Raw genomic sequence first — 24,815 nt, forward strand, 5'->3', positions numbered from 1 at the left:
AACACCTTACTTCTTGGTAAGGTGTTAGTTAAAATCAATGATTCAAATCTAAGAATTATAGTTTAACAACGTTTGCAGCTTGTGGACCGCGGTCGCCTTCAACTACTTCAAACTCAACAGCTTGACCTTCTTCTAATGATTTGTAACCATCTTGGTTAATTGCTGAAAAATGTACGAATACGTCATTTTCTCCTTCAACTTCGATAAAGCCGAATCCTTTTTCAGCGTTAAACCATTTAACTGTACCTTGTTTCATAATCTGAAACCTCCAAGACTAAAATTCATTCAATATGCTTATTCGCATATTACAAAAAATACATGCAAATTTCACTCAAATATTCTTTGCAATATGGAATAATCATCTGCTTAACTTGTATTATAGTGCAGTTATTACCAAATTGCAATACAATAATAAAAAATATTCATTTAATCAATTATTGGTAGTTTATAATATACTTCATTATTTTGTAAAACAATGAAACTATAAAATATTTGTAAATCCTCTTCACAATCTTCGCAATAGTTCATGTCACAATTATTATAAAATGCATAAATATTATATTTGCCTGTGACATAGTTATCGAACTGAACTTTACATTGATTAATCAATTGTTGATAGTGCTTAAACATGTCATCAAAATCTTGATATTGATATTTTTCAACAATGTTTTCTGGCCAGTCACTGAATAACCACCATCCCTCATAATCGGCTCTAATTTTGGTAACTGTCCACATTATTAAAGACCCCTTCCATACTTCAAAAACTCTATACTTATTTTTATACCTTTATCCTCTGAAAATCAAGTTTGACGACTTGAAACAAACAAAGTAGTAACTATAGTAATTATTAGTTTTTTTAAGTAAAACTACGTATAATAACATTATGAGGTGGTAAAAATGAGACATATACATTTACAAGTATTCGGACGCGTTCAAGGCGTCGGATTTAGATATTTTACACAACGCATTGCAATGAACTATAACATTGTCGGTACTGTTCAAAATGTAGATGACTATGTAGAGATATATGCACAAGGGGATGACGCAGATATAGAGAGATTTATTCAAGGTGTAATTGAAGGTGCCTCACCAGCATCAAATGTAACAAGCCATCAACTTGAAGAGTTAGAACTAAATCAAAAATTATCGGATTTTCGATCAATATAAAATGCTAAATAAAGGAAGATGACAGTGAGATATAATATTTCTCATATATTTGGGGTGTTAGTGGGAATTCCTGTAGCGTTTTTAACAAGCATATTTGGGATGATTGCACTTGATGTATCTTTTTTAATTGATATGTCTATTGGTATTGTTGGCTTTTTAATGACATACCTACCGATACAAAAACTCACTTCACGCAAATATTTAAACGAAATTGGTTTGACTAGAAAAGACTATCGCTATATTCGAAATCAGTTAAATCATACACACCAAAAACTTAGAGGTATTTTAAAAACGTATGTCAATATAAGATCAATTAAAGATTTTAGGCAGATTAATGATATATACCAAATTTCACGTTCTATTTATACGACAGTTAGACAGAGACCTGCATCATTTTATAAAGTTGAAGGCTTTTTTTATTCTCATATTGATAATGCTTTAAATTTGGTTGATGCATATACACGTCTAGCAAAAATGCCCAAAAAATCAATTAATGAACAGCAAAAGTTAGAACAAACACGAATTACTTTGGATGAGGTCAAACGAACATTAATCGCTGATTTAAAGCGTCTCAACGAAGATGATTATGAACGTTTAGATATTGAAATGGAATTAAATAAGTTACATCAAAAACATCATCAAGATTGATGTAAAATAGCAACTATTGGAGAGATGATTGATGACTGAAAATAAAAGTTTCAAAGAAAGCCATCCACTAGATGATTTTATAAGCGATAAAGAATTATCGAATACTACTATTCAAAAAGAAAAGTTAACAATTGAACAACAAAAACAGGTAGACACAATCAGTAAACAAATTAACCCTTTAGACAATGAAGGTTTATTAGCGTTTGGTTCTGATTTACAGAAACAAATGTCTCAATTTTCACATCAAATGTTGGATGAAGTACAAAGTAAAGATGTTGGTCCTATTGGAGATACTTTGTCAGATCTAATGTCAAAACTAAAGTCAGTTAATCCAAATGAGTTAAATACTGATAAACCATCTATGTTAAAAAGAATTTTTAGCAGAGCAAAGTCGTCTATCAATGAAATCTTTTCAAGAATGCAATCAGTTAGTGCTCAAGTCGATCGCATAACGATTCAACTGCAGAAACATCAAACACATTTAACAAGAGATATTGAATTATTAGATACGCTATATGATAAAAACAAACAATACTTTGATGACTTATCATTGCATATCATTGCTGCACAGCAAAAAAAGTTGCAATTAGAAAATGAAAAGCTACCACAATTGCAACAGCAAGCGCAGCAATCCACTAATCAAATGGATATTCAACAAGTTGCAGATATGCAGCAATTTATAGATAGACTAGATAAACGCATATATGACTTACAGCTTTCAAGACAAATAGCTTTGCAAACTGCGCCACAAATTCGTATGATTCAAAATGTTAATCAAGCACTTGCCGAGAAGATACAAAGTTCAATTTTGACAAGTATTCCACTATGGAAAAATCAAATGGCCATTGCGCTTACATTAATGAGACAGCGTAATGCAGTTGCTGCACAACGAGCTGTCACTGATACAACTAATGATTTATTAACAGCAAATGCTGAAATGTTGAAACAAAATGCGATTGAAACTGCAACAGAAAATGAGCGTGGCATTGTTGATCTTGATACATTGAAACGTACACAGCGTAACATTATTGAGACAATTGAAGAAACATTAATTATTCAACAACACGGTCGCGAAGAACGACAATTAGCTGAAAAAGAATTACAACAATTAGAACAAGATTTAAAGTCACATTTAGTGAACATCAAAGGACCGAATAAACAATCATAAATTACGAATTAGATATAACAAAAAAGAGCTTGGGACATTAAGTTCCTTAAAGTTCTTAGGCAATGTAAAAAAGCTGATTTCTATTATTTATTTGATAGAAATCAGCTTTTTTGATATGTATTTTATAATGTACAGCTCGTTGAGCTGCTATTTTCCTTATATTAAGTGCCATTAATACAAAACCTAGCTCTCGTTTAACTTTATTTATTCCCGAACTGACATTCGAGTGAAACCCAAAATAGCCTTCATAAATCCAAAAACAGGCTCTACATCAATTTTTCTTTGACTATAGATTTTTTCGTTTCTGGTTCAGAAAGCTTTTGATTAATTTGGGCTTTAAAGTATTCCCAATTATAATTCTTCATAATTTTCTTATTGGATTTCGAATTTGGCTTCATGCATTGATGTCTCAAAGAACATGATGAACAGTCATCACATTCATATAGCTTGAAGTCACGTTTAAAACTATATCTATCATTACGGTATGCATATCTTTTAAAACCTATTCTTTTGTTATTAGGACATATAAATTCATCGAATTCGCTATCAGATATCGTTTCAACAATTTCATTAACATATCGCGTATTATCATTTTGAGGAATTCTAACAGAAGTTTCTATTGGTAGTGTAAGTTGGGTCATGTTATAATTTTTATACATAAGGCACCTCGTTAATTTAGTTTAGTAGTATTTATTAAATTATACGAAGGGATCCAACACAGAAAATTTATTTTATTGAATTTTACATTTATGTGCAAGTTGGGCAAAGTGTCTTATTTTTTTAAAGTATTTCAAAGTAAAATTACACGTTAATACGTAGTATTAATGGCGAGACTCCTGAGGGAGCAGTGCCAGTCGAAGACCGAGGCTGAGACGGCACCCTAGGAAAGCGAAGCCATTCAATACGAAGTATTGTATAAATAGAGAACAGCAGTAAGATATTTTCTAATTGAAAATTATCTTACTGCTGTTTTTTTAGGGATTTATGTCCCAACCTCTTTTATATTATTCGTTATTCCTGTTGATATTTAATTGGATCTTGTTTTACAAATATGCCGACTAGATAGCCTAATATCGTTGCAATAATTGCTACTGGGAACCACTCTAAAGAATACGCTCTTAGAGGCAATGATTCTATAAAGTTAATTTTCAGCCAACCTAACTTACTAATAACACTGAAAATCGACAATATAAATACGATAATAACTGGAATTTGTTGTGAAATGCGTTTTGTCGGTATGAATTTGGCAATTAAAATTAATAATACAACAGTTATTGCTACTGGGTATACAATGCTTAATACCGGAATTGACATTGAGATAACAGCATTTAAACCTTGGTTAGCAATAATAAAACTCATTAAAATGAAAACTAATACAAATGCTTTGTATGATACTTTAGGTACGATTCTATGGAAATATTCAGAAACTGCAACAATAAGCCCGCATGCTGTAGTTAGACATGCCAGCGCCACAATGATGCCCAATAAATATTTTCCGAATGAACCAAATCCTGTTGAAGCCATTGTCGTTAATAAATATGTCCCAATGTTTCGATCTTTGGATTTCAATTGATCTAACGTCATGTCACTTACTGGCATATGATTACCAATATAACCTAATGAAATATATATGAAAATTAAAGCTACGGCTGCAATTAAACCAGCAGTCAAAGTTTGTTTGAATATTTGATTTGTTTTAGTAATGCCTGTTAGTTTTACTGCATTAACAACAATCATTGAAAAAGCAATTGCTGCAATGGCATCCATTGTTAAATAGCCTTGTGTAAAGCCTTCAGCAAAACTTGAAAAATTAGAATGATATAGTGCTTCATTGCCCTTTCCAGCACTATTACCGCTAAAGTCTAAGTATCCTTTAATAATCATCGCTAAAATAGTAATCAATAATAATGGTGTTAATAATGAACCAATACGATCGATTAACTTAGATGGATTTAAACAAATATACAAAACGACTATGAAGTAGATAATCGTAAATATAAATAAAGCGATACTACTATTGCTATGTATAATTGGTGTAATTGTCATTTCAAAAGATGTAGATGCAGTTCTAGGTATTGCAAAAAGTGGTCCTATAGTCAAATAAATGATGATTAAGAACAATATTGAAAATTTAGGTGAAATTTTATTTAATGCGCCAATATATCCTTCTTTATCAAGTGCACCTACAATCACACCTAATAATGGTAAACCAATCCCAGTTAGAACAAACGCTAAAATGGCGGGCCAGAAAAATTGACCACTATCCAATCCGAGATTAGGAGGAAAAATTAGATTGCCTGCGCCAAAAAACATAGCGAAGAGCGTAAACCCAATGACCCATGTATTTTTATTCATAGAGTTACTCCTTTTTTTAAAACACGAAATAATTTACAAGTAAATATTTTAGCACAAAAAATAATAAAGAGTCTATATGAAATATGTTGTACATAGCAGAAACAAAACACATGTGTTGTTTAAATCAAATTATGTCAGAAAATAAAATTCTTCAAATCCACTTTTTAAATAGTAACTGATGACTTTTATTCACAATTTCATATAAACTCATATTTTAAATTTATTTATAAAGATTTAAGTAGTAATTTTTTTAATAATGGAGAGAGATGTCCAGGTAAATGCGCAACACCTTCAACGAAAATAGCATATTGACCATAAATATTATGAATTGTTTGTTCAACATCTTCAGTTATTGGATCTTGACTCAAAAATACATTAAATACTTCAATACCAAATTTACGTGACATTTCTACAGCTTCATACGTATCAATAATACCATCTTGACTATAATTAAATGCAGACGGTTCGCCGTCTGAAAATACGATTAAAAATCGTTGATGTTGATTTCGACGCATTAATCGTTCACTTGCAACTCTAATAGCAACACCATCACGATTATCATCTTGAGGTTCAAGTGCCATAATACGTGGGCCATCTTTTTCAAAGGTTGAGTAATCATAGTTAATAATTTCATTAATGATATTTGGTTGTGCATGCTCGTCTGAATCAAAGGCATCCTCACTGAATGATAAAATTTCATGTTTAATGTTCAATGCTTTTAACGTCTCGTGGAATAACACTACACCTTTCTTCGTTTCAGCCATTTTATCATGCATACTTGCTGACGCATCAATTAACAATGTAAATGTCGCATCAAATGATTTACTTAAATCTTGTTTTTTGTAAAACAATTTATATTGATCGTCGATAAACCAATTAATTAAATCCTTTTGTAATCGCCCTTTTGTTAAATTAAAACGTGCATCTCGTTGTTCTCGTTCAATCGTTTTCTTTATAATTTGAATTAAGTCTTTGATTTCATATTGTACGTCTTGTTTCGATTCTTGATATTCTAAAACATATTGTGGCTCAATTTCAGGAATTTGCCATTTTATTTCTACATTTTTGTTCACACCATCAAGTTGAAATGCTTGGCTTTGACCAACAGCATCGCCTTCTTCACGATTTAGCGTATCGTTTGATCCTTTGCCCTTTTTGGTCATCATATCAGTCATATCATCTGTAGCATCGCCTTCACGTGCTTCATCATTACCTAATGTTTCACTATTTTGTCCTTCGTGAAGCTCCATTTCTAAATAGGCGCCACCTTTTGACTCACTATCTGCAGATTTAGAGTCAGCTTTTTCACTTTCGTTATCATCATCTTCTGAAGTATCATCTTGCCCATCGACTTGACTTGCATCAGTTCTCTTTAAATCATCAAACTCTGGACTAGCTAATGTATTATATAGTGTTTTAGGTAAGTAATAATATTCGTTTAGCATATCTTCTTTTAAAATATCATCTACTTGATACATAATTCTTTGAGCCAGATACATATTATCTTCAGAATTTTGATTTTGGAAAAAATTAGGTAAATATAAGAACATATTTACTAAAATATCATCTAAATCTGAATGTATAGATGGTATATCAAAGAAATCTTGGCTTAAAAATGCATGTTCTAAATACAAAAATAATAAATCTGTATATTGTGTTTTAGTACGATACACTTTAATTTGAGATTCCGTATATGATATACGTGTATCTAAGCGAAGATCAATTAATTTAGCAGTACTTGGGCGCTCAACTTTAATAGAATTTAATACGCGCATATCTTCTAATAATTTAAAAAGTTGTTGATAAAATTTAGGGTGTTTAAAAGTTTTATCTTGTACTACTTCATTTACAATTTGTACATCCATCATATGATAACCGTAAGCAGCTAACATAACATCTGTTTTTAAACCAGCCATTTCGATATGGCTTGGTCGATGTGACCAAAACCAACTCGTAATCAAAACATTTTGAACAGGATTATAGTAAGGGAATTTTTGGATTTTAACTTGTGTTTGTTCATTTTTTAATAAGAGTCGAGCTAAGTCTTGCAACATCATTACTTGCTTGGCATCTAACTGTTCGTCATTAAATTTTATGAAACGATCACTCATGTTTTATCCCTCTTTAAAAGTTTAGTTCTACAGCATTATATATTGCTTGTTGTTCACGTTCATCTTCCAATTTATCAATAATTGTACGTTTAATTGCACGTTCAACTGGCATTACAGTGATTAAATCACACAAGTCTAATAATGCACGGATACTAGCGGCTTCTTCAGAAATTTGTCCCTGCTTAGACATAGTACGTAAATCTTCATTAAACTTAATAATTTGTTCGATTTGTTTATCATCTTGTAATAAACTTTGCTCTTTAATCACATTTTTTAAAATGTCCCCATCAATATAATCAACGTGAATAACAACAAAGCGATTTTTTAGTGCTTCATTCATTGGCAAAGTACCAACATAACCTTCATTTATCGCTGCTATAACGTTAAATCCTGGTACAGCTTTGATTACTTCACCAGTGTATGGATTCGTAATTTGACGACGATAATCTAAGACCCCATTTAATACAGGCAATGTTTCAGGTTTAGCCATATTTATTTCATCAATATATAAAATATGCCCCTCTTTCATAGCTTTAATAACTGGACCATCTACAAAGACAATTTCTTGTTGACCTTCCGCATTTGTTTTAATTGTTTTAAAGCCTAATAAGCTTTCTGTATCTAAATCAACAGAACAATTGACTTGATGCATGGGTGTATCAACAACTTCACTTAATGTTTCTGCCAACTTTGTTTTCCCTGAACCTGTTGGACCTTTAAGTAAAATATTTTTATTTAAATCAAATAATGCCTTCGCATCATTGAAAACTGTTGAATCTGAATTCTTATAATGTTTTAGTGCCATTTTAAAACGTTCTCCTTTAAATAAATTAAAAAACTAAGACATGGAATAAGTTCTCCAAATGCCTTAGTTTACTATTCTATTCTGATATAAAACGCAATGCTTAGTATGCGAATTGTTTATATTTTACCAAATTTACTAATTGAAAATCTCATATTAGGCTTCATTTCAATAATTATGCGTTTAAACTTCTTTGAAATATGTTTTATAGTAACCGCCAACTAATCCAGAATTATCTATTATTTGATAATATTCTTCAGTTTCGTTGATAACATCATATTGTTTGCCAACCGTTAACATGTCAGAAACTGTAAATTTCTTTGCATCTGTATTAATGACTTCTACTTTCTTGATTGGTGTACGTTCTTTCCAAGTTTCATGTAACATAAATTTTGTCCTCGCTATCGTAAAAAAATTATTTTTGTAAAGTGAATATAAACGATAATCCACTGTTTTCAGTAATTCTAATTGATTCAATATCATCTTGCTCAAGCGTTTGATATGGTATTTCCACTTCATCTAAGCGCGATTTCGCTTGATTAAAGAAATCTGCATCTTTCGTTTCAAACTCAACTTGATCGACTGCGCCATATTCCGGCATTGTCATTTCGGTTTCTACAGGCATTAAATGTATTTCGCCACCTAGACCACCCGTTCCAACTTTGAATACTTGGACATGATAGTCAGCATTGTCGAAGGGTTGGTATTCTGCAAATACTTCAAGTCCGAATATATTTGTTAAAATTTGACCTGTAATATCTACATGATTCACTTTAAGAATCACTGGTCCTAAACCTTGCACTTGATGTAACGGATTGACCGCACTCTCAAAAGAAGGCATACCTAAACCAACGCCATAATTATTCTCGTTTGAATATATTGAGAAAATATGACCATTGTTATCTTCGAGACTGAAATATTTATTGCCATTTAATTCTTTAACTGTTGTAAATGGAATATCCTTATTCGATAATATTTCCGCATACTCCTCTAAACCTGAGTCAGTTGGTGTACGTAATCCAATACCCACAAAGTGAGATTCTTCTAATTGCTCACTTGGAACTTGTATAAATTGAAGTCTTGTTCCTGGGCTTATATCTGCATCGCCGAAACGAATTGAGTTTTCAAGAAGTTCTTCATAATTTAATCCTAATATGTCAACCATGAAATGTTTTGTCTGTTCTATATTTGTTGTACCTAATGTTATACTTCTAAGTCCACACATTATAGCCACCTCTATCTTTATCTTTACTATTATATTATAACTTATTTTAATCATAAATTATAGAATATCGGTCAGTTGATTTTGATTATAGATTAATATGTGAAAAATGTATTTCTTTAAAAGAACTATTTCATTTAAATAGGTAACATAATATTGTTATGGTTGCTATTGAGTGTGTCATTAATGAATATCTGTATATAGCAATTGAATATTTCGTTTTTTGTAGGACATGAAAAACATATATATGTCGTGTCCATAAAGCGAATTTACATCATGTTCAGATGATTTTAAATTAACTAAAGGCGCTTATAGAATTCATATATTTCATCGTTTGTTATTATCTAAAATGCATTCATTAGCATATTGAAACACGCTATTCTACCTATATTTCTATTGTGAGTCTATTTCAATAGAAATGATATATTTTTTAAGTAGTCAAAATTAAACCCACATTTTAATACGAATCATTATAAAAATAAAGTACAGCAGTAAGATATTTCGACTAGGAAATAATCTTACTGCTGTTTGTTATTGATTTAATCCCGCTTTTAGGAATAGTAAACTATTTTGTGTTGTGGATTAAGATTCTAATAATAAGTCTTCTGGGTTTTCAATTAATTCTTTAATTGTTTTTAAGAATCCAACTGCTTCTTTACCGTCAATAATTCTATGATCATAGCTTAATGCAATATACATCATTGGACGATTTTCGATTGTATCTTGATCAATCGCAATTGGTCTTGTAATAATTGAATGCATGCCTAAGATTGCAGCTTGATTACCATTGATAATTGGCGTACTCATCATTGATCCAAAAATACCGCCATTTGTAATCGTAAATGAACCATTAACCATATCATCTAAGCCAAGTTTTTTCTCTCGTGCTTTAACTGCTAAATTAGCAATTTCTGCTTCGATTTCTGCAAAATTCTTTTTATCACAATCTCTTACAAATGGTACTAATAATCCATCATCTGTAGAAACAGCTACACCAATATCATAATATTGTTTCGTAATCATGTCGTCGCCGTCGATTTCTGCATTAACTTCTGGATACTTTTTCAAAGCTGCTACAGAAGCTTTAGTAAAGAATGACATAAATCCTAATTTAGTACCATCATGATCTTTCATAAATTGTTCTTTCTTACGTTTACGCAATTCCATAACATTTGTCATGTCAACTTCGTTAAATGTTGTTAACATAGCTGTATTATTAGATACCTCTAATAATTTTTTGGCAGCTGTTTTCTTTCTACGTGACATTTTTTCACGAATCACTGGTTTTGTAGGATATTGATTGTATTTTTTCTCTTCTTTTGCAGATGCTTGTTGTGTTGTTTGTGTTGATGCCGGTGCCTGTTGTTTCTTATCAATATCTTCTTTACGAACCACATCATTTGTTTTCGGACTTACTTCAGCAAGATTCACACCATTTTCACGAGCATATCGACGCGCAGAAGGCGTAGCATTAATACGTTGCTGATTGTCATCATTTGCTTGATTTACTTCAGCTTTATCTACCGAATTATTTGTTGTTTCTTCTTTTTTATTATTTGTTTCTTCATTTTGTTGTGGAGTATTGTCGTTACTATTTTCTTTAGAAGCATTGCCACTACCTTCGCCGATGATAGCAATTGCTTGTCCAACTTCTACAGTGTCGCCTTCACTTGCAAGTTGTTCAGATAATACACCTGCTTCTTCAGATACAACTTCGACATTAACTTTATCAGTTTCTAATTCAAGAATAGCTTCACCTTTTTCTACGCTATCCCCTACGTTTTTCAACCATTCTGCAATGGTACCTTCTGTAATAGATTCTGCTAATTCTGGAACTTTAACCTCTGGCATGACTTATTTCCCCCTAGTTATTTTTTAATGCATTTTCTATAATTTTATTTTGAACAAGTTTATGAATTTCTCCATCGCCTTCAGCTGGAGCAGCCCTTTGAATTCTGCCATGATAACTTAAATCATATTTATCTGCAACTAGCACTTTAACATATGGATAGACATATAACCATGCACCTTGATTTTTAGGTTCTTCTTGTACCCATGACACTTCTTCAAGGTTTGGCAATTGTGCTAGTAATGCTTCAATCTCTTCCTCTGGGAATGGATACAATCTTTCAATCGCAACGAGTAATACTGATTCGTCTGGATTTTTAGCTAATGCTTCTTTTAAATCAATGAACATTTTACCAGTTGCCAAAATAACTTTTGTAACCTTATCCGCTTGATATGATTCTGTCAAAATTGGCTCAAATCCACCAGAAGTAAATTCATCAATTGGTTTTGCAACTGTTTTATTTCTCAGTAAGCTTTTTGGTGACATAACAACCAATGGTCGCATTTGTTCAGAATCTAAACTAGCCGCTTGTGCACGCAATAAGTGGAAATAATTACTTGAACTAGATAAGTTGACAACTGTGCAATTATTTTCAGCAGCTAATTGTAAAAATCGCTCTAATCTTGCTGATGAATGTTCAGGCCCTTGACCCTCATATGCATGAGGTAAGAATAATGTTAATCCTGAACGTTCTCCCCATTTTGAGCGAGAACTGAATAAGAAGTTGTCAAAAATCATTTGTGACATATTTGCAAAATCACCATATTGTGCTTCCCAAATATTGAAGCTTTTTTTGTTTTCCACATTATAGCCGTATTCAAAACCAACTACTGCTGCTTCTGAAAGCGGAGAATTGTGTATATCAAATGTCGCTTTTTGATCAGGAACATGATGTAAAGGTGTATATGTTTCACCTGTTTGCTCATCATGTAACACGGCATGCCTATGACTGAATGTACCACGTTCACTATCTTGACCAGTTAAGCGAATCGGTGTACCATCTTGTAAAATTGTCGCAAATGCAAGTTGTTCTGCTTGTGCCCAATTAACTAAACCATCTTCTTTATTAAACGGCTCATGACGCTTCTCAAGAACTTTGTTTAACTTTTTCAAAATGTTAAAGCCATCCGGATATGTTAACAATGCATCATTTATTTCTTTCAAGTGATCAAAAGTAAATGATTGTTCGTCTGCTTGTAACGGTAATGCAAGATCTGCAGGCTTTTCCATATCTGGATTATCCATTTTATCAGCTTTATTAATTTTATCATGAGCTTGTCTTAGTTCCTTTTGGACTTGTTCTATAAATGAATGCATTTCATCTTCTGAAATGACACCTTCATTAACAAGCTTTTTACCAAACACATATTCAACAGAGTCATGTTTGCGAATATTCTGATAAGGAACTGGATTAGTAATTGATGGTTCATCCATTTCGTTATGTCCGAAACGACGATAACCTACTAAATCAATAACGACGTCTTTATGAAACTCTTTTCTAAATTCCATTGCAATATCAATTGCTTCAATAGTAGCTTCAACGTCATCTGCATTGACATGGAATATTGGCACATCATAACCTTTGGCCACATCTGTAGAATAAGTTGTTGAACGTGCATCAATTGGTTCTGTAGTAAATCCAATTCTATTGTTAGTAATAATATGCAATGAACCACCCGTAGAATAGCCTTTCAAGTTTCCTAAGTTCATTGTTTCGAAGTTAATTCCTTGACCAGGATAAGCAGCATCGCCATGTATAATAATTGGCATTGCTTTATGATGATCAGTCGTCGGAGCCCCAGCTCGTTGTGTATCATCTTGTGCTGCTCTCGTACGCCCCTCAACAACAGGTGCAACAATTTCCAAGTGACTTGGATTGTTAGCCAGTGCAATACGCTGCATTGTACCGTATGAATCAGTAGTTTTAATGCCACCAAGGTGATATTTCACATCACCAGTCCATCCAGCAGTTAACTGCAAGCTACCATCTTCAGGTAAGAATTTCATTGGATCTGTATGCATAAATTCTGAAATCATCATTTCGTACGGTTTTTCTAAGACATGCGTTAAAACGTTTAAACGTCCACGGTGAGCCATGCCTATTTGTATATTTTTAATACCTTCTTTCGCAGCAATCGTAATAGTACGTTGTAACATCGGTACAAGTGCGTCTACCCCTTCAATTGAAAAACGCTTTGCACCAACGAAGTTTTTATGAAGATATTTTTCAAACCCTTCAACATACGCTAATTGTTTGAATAGTGCCCTTTTTTCGTTATTATTTAACGTTACTTTATATGGCGTTTCAATTCTTCTTTTTAACCAACCACGTTCGGTATTGTTATTAATATGTGTATACTCAAATGCAATTGGTCCTTTGTAACGTTTTTCCATTCTTAAAATTGCTTCATAAGCATTATCATAAATGTCGGCAAAGTGATCTGAAACAATTCCTGCTGATATACCTTCCAAAGTCTGTTGATCTAAATCAAAGTCTTCAATCTCTAATTTAGGTACATGTTTCCTTTTTGGAGGATTTACAGGATAAATATCGGCTTTAAGATGCCCGTATTGGCGAATATTATCAATTAAACGCATGACACGCTTAATTGTGCCGTCGCTATTTTGACTACTTGTACTTTTTAAAGCTGGTACAATTGAGTCATCATTCTTAATTGTGCTGAATAAGACTTGTAAATCTTCTGGTACAGATGATGGATCTTGTAAAAAGTCATCATATAGATCTAACATTAGACCTAAATTCGCACCGAAGTTTACAGGAGCCTCTGAAACTTCTTTTCTTTCGTTAGTCATTTTACACCCTCCACAAAAATGTTGAAACGCTTACAATGTAATAATATCACTATTTAGTTATTTGTTAAAGTAGATTTACCTATTTATCTGCTAAAAAGAAGAATCAACAAAAGCGTTGATTCTTCTAGGTTTATAGATGTATTTTATTGTAAATTTTGGGAGTACAACAGAAATGATAAAGAACCACTGTTTATTTGTTTTATAGTTGTTCTTATACATTAGTCACAGCTAATGTGTACTTAAAAAATTGATCCTATGACTTTGATTGACGTCTCAGTCATGATTAAAATATGATTTTAAACGTTGTTCCTTTGTTAATTTCACTTTTAATTTTAATCGATCCTCCGTTTAATTGAATGATTTTTTGAGCAATAGATAATCCGAGTCCATTACCGCCTTGACTTCTTGAACGAGATTTATCCACTCGATAAAAGCGATCAAAAATGAAATCTTGATCTTCCTCTGGAATACCAATTCCATGATCTGTAATTTCAATTATTTTTTGCTTATTTTTTAACCTTGTCTTAACTTTAATTTTCTTATTCTTCACATCATATTTGATTGCATTATCAATAAAGATTAAAAATAATTGTTCGAATTGATGAGGTTTCATTTTAATTTCTAGATTTTTAGATGTCAGATCCGTATCAAATTGATAATCAGGATGCAATTGTTTTAATGAGTGTATTCGCGAGCGAATTTCATCATTAATATGCACGGTCTGTGCTTCAGAAGAAATGTCATTTACATCTCCTTTAGTCAATTCAAGTAATTCTTCGACTAATTTTATGATACGATTCATTTCTTCAATAGAAATATTTAACGATTCTTCTAATACTGCTGGGTCTTTTTTTCCCCATCGCTGAATCAAATTTAAATGACCTTGAATAATTTGTAATGGTGTTCGTAATTCATGTGACGCATCTTCAACAAATTGTCTTTGTTGATTAAATGATTCTTCAATTTGGCTCATCATCTCATTAAACGTATTTGCTAAATTATCTATTTCTTCATAATTTGTATTTAATTGCAATTTATTTTGAAAACCATCTCGTCGAATCTCAATCATTTTATTTGATAAACTGACAAGCGGTTTAGTAATTTGTGTTGAAAATACATAACTGATTGTGGCAGTTATAATTGTTGCAATCACTCCAAATGCCAGCGCAATGATATACAATGATTTTACGATGTTATCATAATTTTCTAGTGAATGAATTAACAAGCTATACCCTTTGAAATCTTGCGTTGTAATTGGTTCTTTAATAATTAAATATTCAATGCCTTTATAGCGTTTTTTTATTACGCGGTCAAAATAACGGTGTTCATAACCTGGTTCAACTCTCACTGTGTTATCATTCGATGTCTCAAATAATTTATTATTATGCTCATCATAAATAATTATCTCTTGAAAATTACCTAAAGATGCATTCAAGTCTAATGCAGATATATCTTTAACAGGCTTAGAATGAAATAAATTATTAATATCGCTTGAGCTTCGTTCTGCATCATCAAGCTCACTATTATGCAGTGTATCTTTCAAGAAAAAAATAATAATTAAACAAAACAAAAATATCGTGACAAACGTAATCATCGTGGTAACAATAATCCAGTTATTGCGCAATTTACGTTTTGTCATCGTATCACATACCCAACGCCACGAACTGTTTCAATCATTTTGTCACGATCGTATGGTTTTAACTTGTTTCGTAAATATCTTATATAAACATCTACGACATTTGTTTCTACTTCACTATTATAACCCCATACATGATTTAAAATTTGTTCCCGTTGCATAACATGGTTTTTATTTTCAGCTAGAAGATATAGTAAATCATACTCTGTTTTTGTTAATTCAATTTCTGCGCCATTTACCGTCACTTTAAAAGCGTTCTTATCAATTGTAATACCGTTGACATCGATAATATCCTTTTGTGGCTGACGACGTAAAATTGCACGAATTCTTGCTAAAAGTTCTTCAATATCAAACGGCTTAACTATATAATCGTCTGCACCGTAATCAAGCCCAGCAACTTTGTCATACGTATCACTTTTCGCTGTAATTATAATGATAGGTGTAGATTGTTGTTGTCTAATTTTGCGACAAATTTCTAAGCCATTAATTGACGGCAACATTAAATCTAATATGATTAAATCATAGTAATGGCTAAGCGCTTTATCTAAACCGTCTTGTCCATCATACTCTGTGTCCACATTGTAATTTTCATGTGTGAGTTCCAATTCAAGAAATCTTGCTAAGTTTTGTTCATCTTCTACTATTAAAATTTGCGTCATTTGTACACCTCATATTACGACTTTTTCTAATAAGGTAATATATTTTAAATTTTGTATTTTTCTATACAATAGTTGCTTTTTAAATTAGTTTGTTTACGTTTAAATTTTATCACAAATCAATAACCATGTTTTAAATTTTTCAAGCTACAATCATTAATTATTTATTAACTCAAATATTTAATAATCAGTTAATGGCATTCTGTTAATTCTGATTGCAGTACTTAAATATAGAATACTGTAACACAAGGCCTTACCGCAATATTAATTGTTGTCATATACTGACTTTTCACTATTGTAAAATGAATAGTTATTATCTTTATTTTCACAAAATGACCGTAGTTTAAACATTTCACACATCATTTCAATGTGCGATTTTGAACTTGGAAGTAACATTTCATAATGTATGAATTCAAAAGGAGTATGTAAACAATATAATGTTTAAACCTCATCACTTTTAAATATTCTAATTCTAATGAGAAATACAAATTTTTTTATTTTCTAAAATAGCGTAATCATGCGTTTTATTTACTATTCTTAAAAAATATTCAAAAAAAGTTTTAGTTTCTAATTGACAATGATTCTCACTAATGTATAATAGTAGTTGAAAATGATTATCAATACCACATAGAACATCCCCCCCACAACGTTTCGTTCTTGTTGGATTGGTCATTTTCAAATATTCCCCTTTTATATGCCCGTAAAAGACAATATACGTTATAACAACGTTTTATAAAAGCAGTAAACCCTTACGACACTTTAGGTTTACTGCTTTTGTTTTTTTACTATTTAATTTATTAATTTATTTCTAAGTAATAACGTTGATAAAATAATGCAAAATAATCCACCAATAATGCCGGCAATAATATCTGTTGGATAATGTACACCTAGATATACACGTGATATGGAAATCAATAAAATCATAGCTGCACATAACCCTATAAGAATACCTTTTGAATTACCTTGATTTAATCGATTTAATAGATAGATACCACTTCCAAAATATGCAGTTGATCCCATAGCATGACCGCTAGGAAAACTAAATCCTGTTATATCAATTAAACGCAGCAATGTAGGTCTTTCTCTATCGAATATATTTTTTAATGCTGGATTCAAAATTCCAGATAATGCCATTGTTAATGCAAAAAATAATGCTTCAATTTTGTGGCGCTTTAACATGAGATATGCCACAAGAAGTAATGAAATACATAACATTGCCCAGACTTCACCTACTTTAGTAGCCCCAAGCATGATAGATGTCGTAATAAAGCTCTCTGATGAATATACAAACTCATAAACTTCATTATCAATCCATTTCCCAAGTCTTGATTCGTGGAAAAACGCGATAATTCCAAAAACCAATGTAAAAACGATGAGCAAAGAGATACGTTTCCATTGACTCATAAAGCATTACCCCCCATTAATTCAATGCGTCTTTAATCATCTTATCAAATAAAGCTTCTTTCGTATAACTTTGTTCATACGATTTCATATTATTGATAATTCGAGTTCTTTCCTGTTCCATTTCATTTAGTTCTTGTAATAAAATTTGTGCTGTTAATTGTTCTTCATCAATCGCTTTAGCATATCCTTTATCAGCAAAATGATTTGCATTGTCAATTTGGTCGCCTCGGGATTGATCTAAACCTAATGGTACTAATAACATTGGTATACGTAATGTTAAGAACTCATAAATCGCATTTGATCCAGCTCTACTTATTACTGTATCCGTAATTGCTAATAAATCTGTTAAATCCTCTTTAACAAATTCATATTGTATATATCCTGATTTTTTAACTTGAGCATCTTTTAATCCTTTACCAGTTAAATGTATCACTTGATATTGTTGTAATAATGCATCTAAGTTTTCGCGAATAATGCTATTTAATTTTTTACTTCCTAAGCTTCCACCCATAACGAGTAAAACTTTTTTATTTTCATTAAAGCCTGTTAATTGATAACCATTATGTGCATTACCATTTTTTAAATCTTCTCGAATTGTTGCTCCAATAAAATCAGCTTTCTCTTTAGGTAAGTAGTTTAGCGTTTCTTCAAATGTTGTATATATTTTCTTGGCAAATTTAAGTGCTATCTTATTCGCTAATCCTGGTGTTAAGTCAGATTCATGAATAATAGTTGGTATATTTAATGATTTGGCTGCAATAACAACAGGCACAGATACAAATCCACCTTTTGAAAATAATAGATCAGGTTTTTCTTTTTTCAAAACTTTACGAGCATCAAGAATACCTTTCAATACTTTAAATACGTCTTTGGCATTTTCTAAAGAAATATATCTTCTTAATTTACCACTCGAAATAGGATAATACTTAATTTCTGGTAGTTGTGATTCAATCATTTCTCTTTCAATACCATTTTTAGAACCAATATAAAGCGCTTCATAACCTTGTGATAATGCAGTTGGAATTAAACTTAAATTTACTGATACGTGTCCAACTGTTCCCCCTCCGGTAAATGCGATTTTCGTCATTAATATTACCTCTATTCTTTTAAATTTTTATAATATGCATAAAATGGTTCACCTTTATCATATGGCGGATATTCCATTAATTGTTCACCGACCTTATGAAATCCAAATTTGGCAAATAAACCTTGTGCAGGTTTGTTTAACGCAAAGGTGTCCGTTAAAATAACTTCTGCACCACGTGCTTTAACTACATCAATAACATAATTGAATAATTCTGTAGCAGCTCCTTTATATTCTTTCGAACCAGTTAATCGATGAATAACAAAGGCGCCTTCTCTATTTACTGGCCAGTCAATGTCATCATACCATTCTGCTTGGTCTTGGTCGACAACAATAAAGCCATAAATTTTGTCATTTTCCTCTAATACGTACAAATAATCTTTAGCAATATCTTCTTCAAAATGTTCTAAAAGTGGGTACTGATCGTCCCATTGCTCGTTGTCGTGTTCTTTCATTAATTCTTTTGCTTCTTCTACTAGATTTAAGATTTGATCTAAATCTGACATTTTACCTAGACGGATCATGTACGTCACTCCTTATATCATTATGTTAAACATGTTTTTCAGTACATGTTAATCTTACACACTATTAACATGCTTTAAACCTTTATTATGAATGAAAAATAGTAATTATCACACTATGGGATAAAAATAACCAATAAAAGTATCATATACCAATTAATTGATTGTTAAAACTAGTGAATAATACTATTTAAAAAGTATATGCTCATTGCATATTAAACCATGAATTGTTATCAGCGATGATAGAAATTGCGTTATTTACATCATTTGTAAATGTCTAATTTATATCTTTTAGAGTTAGACGTCAATAAAAATAAACACGCCTCCTAAATTGCTATCTTTGCAAATTTAGGAGGCGTGTCATTAACATAATAATAATACAATTTTAGTAGTGTGTATCGCTTATTTTAAAATATTAATCAACTTATCGAGAACATCATCATGTTTATTAGCTTTTTCAACTAATAACTCAGTAAATTTATTATTCGTTTCTTTATTAAATTCACCAGTTACCTCAAGTTTATTCGCTTGTTGGAAAGCTTTAACTTGATTTTCTAAAGCTTTATCAAATTGCGTTGATTCATTATCAACTTTATAACCTAAAGCTGATAAACCAATTTTAATAGTTTTAATATTTTTATCATCGTCTCCAACTTTAAATGTTTTCGTATTAGGAATGACATTTAAAGATTGATATTTAGGTGTGTCAATAGTAACGTCTGGTTTAATGCCTTTACCGTGAATATAATGACCATCTGGCGTTAACCATTTCATTTCAGTATATTTTAACAATGAACCATCCTTAAACTCTCTTGTAGTTTGTACGACACCTTTGCCGAATGTTTTTGACCCATAAACTTTAGCTTTATTATAGTCTTTTAGCGCACCAGTAAACACTTCAGAAGCGCTAGCTGAACCTTCATTCACTAAGATGGATATATCCATGTCTTTCGCTTCTTTTAACGCATCATTAGAAGTTTGAATTGCTTCAGTATCTTTACCTTTTTCTAGTTTAACAACAGTTTTTCCTTTATCGATAAAAATATTTGCCATTTTAACAGCTTCATCTAGTAGTCCACCTGGATTATTTCTTAAATCTAAAACAATCTTTTTCAAACCATCTTTGTGAGCTTTTAGAACTGCATCTTTCAATTCACCTGATGTATCATTCTGGAATTTATTAATAGTAATAACTCCAACTTTACCTTTTTTCTTATACTCAACACTTTTAACATGAATTTTTTCACGTTTAATCTTAACGTCTTTTTCTTCACTACCTCGTTGAACAGTTAAAGTGACTTCAGTGTTTTCTTTACCACGAACATCTTTGACAACTTCATCTAATGCTTTACCTTTAATTGATTTTCCATTTACTTTAGTAATGACATCTTTAGGACGAATGCCAGCACGTTCTGCTGGAGATCCCTTCATAGGACTAGTAACCATAATTTGATCATTTTTCTTTTGCATTTCTGCACCAATACCTACAAAATCACCTGAAACACCTTCATTAAAGGATTTCGTTTGTTCTTTTGTTAAATATTCAGAATAAGGATCTTTTAATTCTTTGACCATGCCATCAATTGCAGCTTTACTTAACTTGTCAGAGTCCTGTTTTTTGTAATAATCACTATTTAAGATTTTATACACATTTTCAATTTTATTTAAGTTTGCTTGATCAGTTTTGTTTAAACCACTTATTTTTTGATTTATAAAAATATATGCAACAACTGTGATGACAGCTGTTATTAGGATTGTACCAATTAATATTGATATGAATTGCCAACGTTTTAAGTGAACGCGTTTCGATGAATTAGTTTCTTGGTCTTGATTGCTTGTTGCAATTTCAGCGCGTTCATCATCGGATGAAGATGTGTGTTGCTTATCATCCATTGTATCACTTCCTTATTATGTATTATGTACTTTTAAATTCTGTGTAGTTAATCATATCAATTTATGCAAGATAGCGCACCATATTTCACTATAATTGATTAATTTTTAGTCACAACTTAGTTTATTTTAAATTAAAACCAGGATAACGAATTGCATCACCCTGGTTCTAACTATTATTATTAAAAATTATATTAAAATTTTAGCCATTCCGTATATTCTTCATATAAATCATCAAATACAGACATTGGCAATGTGAAATCACCATGTGTCTCAATATAATCAGACAGTATGTTAAAATCATCATCGTGTTTTGGGAAAGCAAGATCGTCAAATATCTCTTCTGCTAGACGACCTTTATCGTCGTGTCGACCACGAACTGTCATGACAAATTGATAAAACGAATAGTTTTTCATTAGTTCATTGTCACATCAATCACTTTTGTTTCACCTTTAATCACAGCATTTTCATCATAAATATTAATTGAAGCTGCTTGATCAGTGTTAGTAATTATAATTGGTGAAATTACAGATTTAGCGTTATTATTAATATATTCAAGGTTGAATCTTACTAATGGATCTCCGACGTTAACTTCGTCACCACTAGACACTAACACTTCAAATCCTTCACCGTCTAATTGAACTGTGTCTAAACCGATATGAACTAATAATTCTAATCCGTTATCTGCTTTTAACCCAATCGCATGCTTAGTTGGAAAGACATTGTCAACACGTCCTGCAATTGGAGACACAACTTCTCCTTCAGTTGGATTAATACCAAAACCTTCGCCCATCATTTTTTGTGCGAATACAGGATCTGGAATATCTTCAATTTTCACGAATTCTCCAGTTAATGGTGCATAAATTGCGATATCTTTCTGAACTTCTTTGCCTTTTCCGAATAATTTTTTAAACATACTTTCCACTCCTACTTATCAAAATGTGATATTAAATCGCCATAACCCAATTCTTCTAACTTTTCATATGGAATAAATTGAATTGCAGCGGAATTGATACAGTATCTTAAGCCGCCACTTTCTTTAGGTCCATCATTAAAGACATGTCCTAAATGACTATTTGATTCTTCTGAACGCACTTCAGTTCTCAACATACCAAATGATTTGTCGACTAATTCTATAATTTCATCGTCATCAAGCGCTTTGGAAAAGCTAGGCCATCCACATTCAGAATGAAACTTTTCTTCAGATGTAAATAAAGGTTTACCAGAAATTTTATCTACATAAATTCCTTTAGCAAAATGATTCCAATATTCATTCATAAATGGTGGTTCAGTGCCGTTTTCTTGTGTAACAATATATTCTATATCTGTTAGTTCACTTTTATCTTTTTTAAGCATTTTGATTCCCCCAATGTGATTCTATAAACGCTTTTCTACCTGAACCACGTTGATATTGGTAATAATGTACCGGGTTCTTTTTGTAATAATCTTGATGGTAGTCTTCAGCTGGATAGAAATTTTTATATGGTTTAATAGGTGTAATCACTGGTTTCTTGAAAATACCTTGTTCATTTAATTGTTGCTTTTTAAACTCAGCAGCCTTTTTCTGATGTTCATCATGATAGAAAATGACTGGTTGATAGCTTTCGCCTCTATCGAAAAATTGCCCTTGATCATCAGTTGGGTCAAATGTTTTGAAATATATGTCTAATATATTTTCAAAGGAAGTAACCTCTGGATCAAACGTAATTTGTACTGCTTCGACATGGCCGGTTTGATTCGTACATACCTGTTCATAAGTTGGGTTGTCAACATGACCGCCACTATAACCAGATACGACTGACTTGATGCCTGGATATGATGTAAATGGTTTAACCATGCACCAGAAACATCCTCCTGCTAATGTTGCATATTCTTTTGTCATATGAATTACCTCCTCTATCTATCTAATTATAAATTTAGTCTATAAAGGATTGAAATGGAAGTAATTAACACTGAAAAGATTAAATTTACTTCTTAAGGACTACGAGGCCAATCGCACCTTGACCAGTATGTGCAGAAATAACTGGTGTAGTTACATTTATATCGTAATTATTCACATGAAAAGCTTCATTAAAAACTTTCTTCAATTTATCAACATATTCAATGACGTTAGCATGTGCGACACCAATGGATTTGATTTCATGATCTCCTATAAATTCAGCAATTTCCTTTTTCAAGTATTGGATACTAGAATTTTGAGTTCTCGCATTGTGCACAAGCTCTAAGCGACCATCATCTAGTGTACCAATTGGTTTAATTTTCATAAGATTACCAATCAAACCTTTTGTTTTACTAATTCTGCCACCTTTAATTAATTGATTCAATTGCCCTATAACTACAAATAATTTAATGTTTTCTCTTAAATGATTTAACTTTTTAACTATTTCAGAAGTTGAGACACCTTCTTTTACAAGCTCTACTAGGTGTTGTATTTGATACCCTAAACCAAAAGAAATAGATTTTGAATCAATAACAGTTACATTAGCATCTACCATTTGACTTGCTTGGTAAGCAGTGTTATATGTACCACTTAATCCTGAAGAAAGATGAATACTTATGATTTCAGAGCCATCTTTTCCTAGTTCTTCATAAGCAGATATAAATTCACCTATGGCTGGCTGACTTGTCTTTACATCTTCATCATTTTCAATATGATTAATAAATTCTTCTGATGTAATATCTACTTGGTCAACGTATGAAGCTCCTTCAATAGTTAAACTTAAAGGAATTACATGAATGTTGTTTGCTTCTAAGTATTCTTTAGATAAATCGGATGTTGAGTCTGTTACTATAATCTGTTTTGTCATGGTCGTTTTCCCCCTTATTTTTTACGAATTAAATGTAGAAAGGTATGTGGAATTGTATTTTTCTCATCTAGTTTACCTTCAACTGAAGAGGCAACTTCCCAGTCTTCAAATGTATAAGGTGGAAAGAACGTATCACCACGGAATTTACCTTCAATAACAGTAATATACATGTCGTCCACTTTATCAATCATTTCTTCAAATAATGTTTGCCCTCCAAATATGAAAACATGGCCCGGTAGTTGGTAAATATCTTCAATAGAGTGAATTACATCAACGCCCTCTACGTTGAAACTTGTATCTGAAGTAAGTACAACATTTCGACGATTCGGTAGTGGTTTACCAATCGATTCAAATGTCTTACGACCCATTACTAAAGTATGACCTGTTGATAATTTTTTAACATGCTTCAAATCATTTGGTAGGTGCCAAGGTAATTGATTTTCAAAACCAATTACTCGTTGCAAGTCATGTGCAACTAGAATGGATAAAGTCATAATTATCCTCCTTCTTCTATCATTTCATTTTTTATTACTAAGTTATCTTTAATTTAACACAATTTTTATCATAAAGTGTGATAGAAATAATGATTTTGCATAATTTATGAAAACGTTTAACACAAAAAAGTACTTTTTTGCACTTGAAAATACTATGATGTCATTTTGATGTCTATATGGTTAGCTA

26 protein-coding genes and 1 pseudogene are annotated in these 24,815 nt (G+C 31.6%); 3 read left to right on the plus strand and 24 right to left on the minus strand.

Annotated features, from left to right (window positions below; all coding sequences use genetic code 11):
- Positions 1–55 precede the first annotated feature (55 nt).
- Together cspA and msaA are read right to left on the minus strand one after the other, a co-directional pair.
- Positions 56–256 carry a cold shock protein CspA gene (gene cspA, locus JG553_RS04175; RefSeq protein ID WP_000809131.1) on the minus strand — a complete coding sequence of 67 codons (201 nt, stop codon included), beginning with the start codon at positions 254–256 and terminating at the stop codon, positions 56–58.
- A gap of 170 nt (positions 257–426) precedes the next feature.
- Positions 427–735 (minus strand): regulatory protein MsaA, encoded by a 309-nt coding sequence (gene msaA / locus JG553_RS04180; protein WP_000269923.1) that lies wholly within the window; start codon positions 733–735, stop codon positions 427–429.
- A 162-nt stretch (positions 736–897) separates the two neighbouring features.
- Between msaA and JG553_RS04185 the strand changes: the two genes are divergently transcribed.
- The 3 genes from JG553_RS04185 to JG553_RS04195 are packed head-to-tail and all read left to right on the plus strand — an operon-like array spanning position 898 to position 2,983.
- Positions 898–1,167 (plus strand): acylphosphatase, encoded by a 270-nt coding sequence (locus JG553_RS04185; RefSeq protein WP_001215907.1) that lies wholly within the window; start codon positions 898–900, stop codon positions 1,165–1,167.
- Between the two features lie 18 nt (positions 1,168–1,185).
- A complete protein-coding gene (locus tag JG553_RS04190) occupies positions 1,186–1,815 on the plus strand; it encodes a 5-bromo-4-chloroindolyl phosphate hydrolysis family protein (RefSeq protein ID WP_001788788.1) in 630 nt (209 codons plus the stop codon).
- Between the two features lie 31 nt (positions 1,816–1,846).
- Positions 1,847–2,983, plus strand: a complete 1,137-nt coding sequence (locus JG553_RS04195; protein ID WP_000138413.1) for a toxic anion resistance protein — start codon at positions 1,847–1,849, stop codon at positions 2,981–2,983.
- A gap of 55 nt (positions 2,984–3,038) precedes the next feature.
- On the opposite strand, the pseudogene JG553_RS04200 reads toward JG553_RS04195, so the two are convergent.
- The 22 genes and pseudogenes from JG553_RS04200 to JG553_RS04305 form a co-directional block, all read right to left on the minus strand.
- Positions 3,039–3,519, minus strand: a pseudogene (locus tag JG553_RS04200) (transposase); the annotation flags it as partial.
- 475 nt (positions 3,520–3,994) lie between these two features.
- Positions 3,995–5,338 (minus strand): branched-chain amino acid-like transporter carrier protein BrnQ3, encoded by a 1,344-nt coding sequence (gene brnQ3 / locus JG553_RS04205; protein ID WP_001039275.1) that lies wholly within the window; start codon positions 5,336–5,338, stop codon positions 3,995–3,997.
- 224 nt (positions 5,339–5,562) lie between these two features.
- Positions 5,563–7,449 (minus strand): nitric oxide reductase activation protein NorD, encoded by a 1,887-nt coding sequence (locus JG553_RS04210; protein WP_001283665.1) that lies wholly within the window; start codon positions 7,447–7,449, stop codon positions 5,563–5,565.
- A gap of 13 nt (positions 7,450–7,462) precedes the next feature.
- Entirely contained in the window at positions 7,463–8,254 is a 792-nt protein-coding gene (locus tag JG553_RS04215; protein WP_001185421.1) for an ATP-binding protein, read from the minus strand.
- Positions 8,255–8,434: 180 nt separating this feature from the next.
- Entirely contained in the window at positions 8,435–8,638 is a 204-nt protein-coding gene (locus JG553_RS04220; protein ID WP_000902175.1) for a DUF6501 family protein, read from the minus strand.
- A gap of 28 nt (positions 8,639–8,666) precedes the next feature.
- A complete protein-coding gene (locus tag JG553_RS04225; RefSeq protein ID WP_000334518.1) occupies positions 8,667–9,476 on the minus strand; it encodes a VOC family protein in 810 nt (269 codons plus the stop codon).
- Positions 9,477–10,055: 579 nt separating this feature from the next.
- Positions 10,056–11,324: a dihydrolipoyllysine-residue succinyltransferase gene (gene sucB / locus JG553_RS04230; RefSeq protein ID WP_001115440.1), complete on the minus strand. Its 1,269-nt coding sequence runs from the start codon at positions 11,322–11,324 to the stop codon at positions 10,056–10,058.
- Between the two features lie 13 nt (positions 11,325–11,337).
- On the minus strand, positions 11,338–14,136 hold the full coding sequence (locus tag JG553_RS04235) for a 2-oxoglutarate dehydrogenase E1 component (protein ID WP_000180669.1): 2,799 nt from the start codon (positions 14,134–14,136) through the stop codon (positions 11,338–11,340).
- A 283-nt stretch (positions 14,137–14,419) separates the two neighbouring features.
- Positions 14,420–15,775, minus strand: a complete 1,356-nt coding sequence (arlS, locus tag JG553_RS04240; RefSeq protein ID WP_000166801.1) for a sensor histidine kinase ArlS — start codon at positions 15,773–15,775, stop codon at positions 14,420–14,422.
- Positions 15,772–16,431, minus strand: a complete 660-nt coding sequence (gene arlR, locus JG553_RS04245) for a response regulator transcription factor ArlR (RefSeq protein ID WP_000192137.1) — start codon at positions 16,429–16,431, stop codon at positions 15,772–15,774. The genes arlS and arlR overlap by 4 nt, the downstream gene beginning before the upstream one ends.
- A 261-nt stretch (positions 16,432–16,692) precedes the next feature.
- Positions 16,693–16,824, minus strand: a complete 132-nt coding sequence (locus tag JG553_RS04250; protein WP_001788795.1) for a hypothetical protein — start codon at positions 16,822–16,824, stop codon at positions 16,693–16,695.
- A gap of 76 nt (positions 16,825–16,900) precedes the next feature.
- Positions 16,901–17,101, minus strand: a complete 201-nt coding sequence (locus JG553_RS04255) for a hypothetical protein (RefSeq protein ID WP_000184336.1) — start codon at positions 17,099–17,101, stop codon at positions 16,901–16,903.
- Positions 17,102–17,217: 116 nt separating this feature from the next.
- On the minus strand, positions 17,218–17,832 hold the full coding sequence (locus tag JG553_RS04260; RefSeq protein ID WP_000084780.1) for a phosphatase PAP2 family protein: 615 nt from the start codon (positions 17,830–17,832) through the stop codon (positions 17,218–17,220).
- Between the two features lie 16 nt (positions 17,833–17,848).
- Positions 17,849–18,919: an undecaprenyldiphospho-muramoylpentapeptide beta-N-acetylglucosaminyltransferase gene (locus JG553_RS04265; RefSeq protein WP_000160904.1), complete on the minus strand. Its 1,071-nt coding sequence runs from the start codon at positions 18,917–18,919 to the stop codon at positions 17,849–17,851.
- 11 nt (positions 18,920–18,930) lie between these two features.
- Entirely contained in the window at positions 18,931–19,440 is a 510-nt protein-coding gene (locus JG553_RS04270) for a GNAT family N-acetyltransferase (protein ID WP_000620194.1), read from the minus strand.
- Between the two features lie 399 nt (positions 19,441–19,839).
- Entirely contained in the window at positions 19,840–21,330 is a 1,491-nt protein-coding gene (locus JG553_RS04275; RefSeq protein WP_000342125.1) for a S41 family peptidase, read from the minus strand.
- A gap of 191 nt (positions 21,331–21,521) precedes the next feature.
- Positions 21,522–21,743 carry a YozE family protein gene (locus JG553_RS04280; protein ID WP_000801007.1) on the minus strand — a complete coding sequence of 74 codons (222 nt, stop codon included), beginning with the start codon at positions 21,741–21,743 and terminating at the stop codon, positions 21,522–21,524.
- Positions 21,743–22,243, minus strand: coding sequence for a PTS sugar transporter subunit IIA (locus JG553_RS04285; protein WP_000473652.1), 501 nt, complete (start codon positions 22,241–22,243; stop codon positions 21,743–21,745). The genes JG553_RS04280 and JG553_RS04285 overlap by 1 nt, the downstream gene beginning before the upstream one ends.
- A gap of 11 nt (positions 22,244–22,254) precedes the next feature.
- Positions 22,255–22,683, minus strand: coding sequence for a peptide-methionine (R)-S-oxide reductase MsrB (gene msrB, locus JG553_RS04290; protein WP_000913315.1), 429 nt, complete (start codon positions 22,681–22,683; stop codon positions 22,255–22,257).
- Complete coding sequence (gene msrA, locus JG553_RS04295; RefSeq protein WP_000159902.1) at positions 22,676–23,209, minus strand: peptide-methionine (S)-S-oxide reductase MsrA; 534 nt, start codon at positions 23,207–23,209, stop codon at positions 22,676–22,678. Before msrA ends, msrB begins: the two co-directional genes overlap by 8 nt.
- Positions 23,210–23,294: 85 nt before the next feature.
- A complete protein-coding gene (gene fakB2, locus JG553_RS04300; RefSeq protein WP_000166059.1) occupies positions 23,295–24,134 on the minus strand; it encodes a fatty acid kinase binding subunit FakB2 in 840 nt (279 codons plus the stop codon).
- A 14-nt stretch (positions 24,135–24,148) separates the two neighbouring features.
- Entirely contained in the window at positions 24,149–24,628 is a 480-nt protein-coding gene (locus JG553_RS04305; protein ID WP_000175746.1) for a dihydrofolate reductase, read from the minus strand.
- Positions 24,629–24,815 lie beyond the last annotated feature (187 nt).

This window comes from Staphylococcus sp. T93, assembly GCF_016743875.1.
Taxonomy (GTDB): domain Bacteria; phylum Bacillota; class Bacilli; order Staphylococcales; family Staphylococcaceae; genus Staphylococcus; species Staphylococcus aureus.

What these genes read in the sequence shown, in the direction of transcription:
- JG553_RS04270 (WP_000620194.1), bottom strand. Translation starts at nt 19,440, where the DNA reads ATGATCCGTCTAGGTAAAATGTCAGATTTAGATCAAATCTTAAATCTA.
- JG553_RS04260 (WP_000084780.1), bottom strand. Translation starts at nt 17,832, where the DNA reads ATGAGTCAATGGAAACGTATCTCTTTGCTCATCGTTTTTACATTGGTT.
- brnQ3 (WP_001039275.1), bottom strand. Translation starts at nt 5,338, where the DNA reads ATGAATAAAAATACATGGGTCATTGGGTTTACGCTCTTCGCTATGTTT.
- cspA (WP_000809131.1), bottom strand. Translation starts at nt 256, where the DNA reads ATGAAACAAGGTACAGTTAAATGGTTTAACGCTGAAAAAGGATTCGGC.
- arlR (WP_000192137.1), bottom strand. Translation starts at nt 16,431, where the DNA reads ATGACGCAAATTTTAATAGTAGAAGATGAACAAAACTTAGCAAGATTT.
- JG553_RS04190 (WP_001788788.1), top strand. Translation starts at nt 1,186, where the DNA reads ATGACAGTGAGATATAATATTTCTCATATATTTGGGGTGTTAGTGGGA.
- arlS (WP_000166801.1), bottom strand. Translation starts at nt 15,775, where the DNA reads ATGACAAAACGTAAATTGCGCAATAACTGGATTATTGTTACCACGATG.
- JG553_RS04285 (WP_000473652.1), bottom strand. Translation starts at nt 22,243, where the DNA reads ATGTTTAAAAAATTATTCGGAAAAGGCAAAGAAGTTCAGAAAGATATC.
- JG553_RS04305 (WP_000175746.1), bottom strand. Translation starts at nt 24,628, where the DNA reads ATGACTTTATCCATTCTAGTTGCACATGACTTGCAACGAGTAATTGGT.
- JG553_RS04185 (WP_001215907.1), top strand. Translation starts at nt 898, where the DNA reads ATGAGACATATACATTTACAAGTATTCGGACGCGTTCAAGGCGTCGGA.
- JG553_RS04215 (WP_001185421.1), bottom strand. Translation starts at nt 8,254, where the DNA reads ATGGCACTAAAACATTATAAGAATTCAGATTCAACAGTTTTCAATGAT.
- JG553_RS04210 (WP_001283665.1), bottom strand. Translation starts at nt 7,449, where the DNA reads ATGAGTGATCGTTTCATAAAATTTAATGACGAACAGTTAGATGCCAAG.
- JG553_RS04280 (WP_000801007.1), bottom strand. Translation starts at nt 21,743, where the DNA reads ATGAAAAACTATTCGTTTTATCAATTTGTCATGACAGTTCGTGGTCGA.
- JG553_RS04220 (WP_000902175.1), bottom strand. Translation starts at nt 8,638, where the DNA reads ATGTTACATGAAACTTGGAAAGAACGTACACCAATCAAGAAAGTAGAA.
- JG553_RS04265 (WP_000160904.1), bottom strand. Translation starts at nt 18,919, where the DNA reads ATGACGAAAATCGCATTTACCGGAGGGGGAACAGTTGGACACGTATCA.
- JG553_RS04250 (WP_001788795.1), bottom strand. Translation starts at nt 16,824, where the DNA reads ATGTTACTTCCAAGTTCAAAATCGCACATTGAAATGATGTGTGAAATG.
- JG553_RS04255 (WP_000184336.1), bottom strand. Translation starts at nt 17,101, where the DNA reads ATGACCAATCCAACAAGAACGAAACGTTGTGGGGGGGATGTTCTATGT.
- JG553_RS04275 (WP_000342125.1), bottom strand. Translation starts at nt 21,330, where the DNA reads ATGGATGATAAGCAACACACATCTTCATCCGATGATGAACGCGCTGAA.
- sucB (WP_001115440.1), bottom strand. Translation starts at nt 11,324, where the DNA reads ATGCCAGAGGTTAAAGTTCCAGAATTAGCAGAATCTATTACAGAAGGT.
- fakB2 (WP_000166059.1), bottom strand. Translation starts at nt 24,134, where the DNA reads ATGACAAAACAGATTATAGTAACAGACTCAACATCCGATTTATCTAAA.
- JG553_RS04195 (WP_000138413.1), top strand. Translation starts at nt 1,847, where the DNA reads ATGACTGAAAATAAAAGTTTCAAAGAAAGCCATCCACTAGATGATTTT.
- msrA (WP_000159902.1), bottom strand. Translation starts at nt 23,209, where the DNA reads ATGACAAAAGAATATGCAACATTAGCAGGAGGATGTTTCTGGTGCATG.
- JG553_RS04225 (WP_000334518.1), bottom strand. Translation starts at nt 9,476, where the DNA reads ATGTGTGGACTTAGAAGTATAACATTAGGTACAACAAATATAGAACAG.
- JG553_RS04235 (WP_000180669.1), bottom strand. Translation starts at nt 14,136, where the DNA reads ATGACTAACGAAAGAAAAGAAGTTTCAGAGGCTCCTGTAAACTTCGGT.
- msaA (WP_000269923.1), bottom strand. Translation starts at nt 735, where the DNA reads ATGTGGACAGTTACCAAAATTAGAGCCGATTATGAGGGATGGTGGTTA.
- msrB (WP_000913315.1), bottom strand. Translation starts at nt 22,683, where the DNA reads ATGCTTAAAAAAGATAAAAGTGAACTAACAGATATAGAATATATTGTT.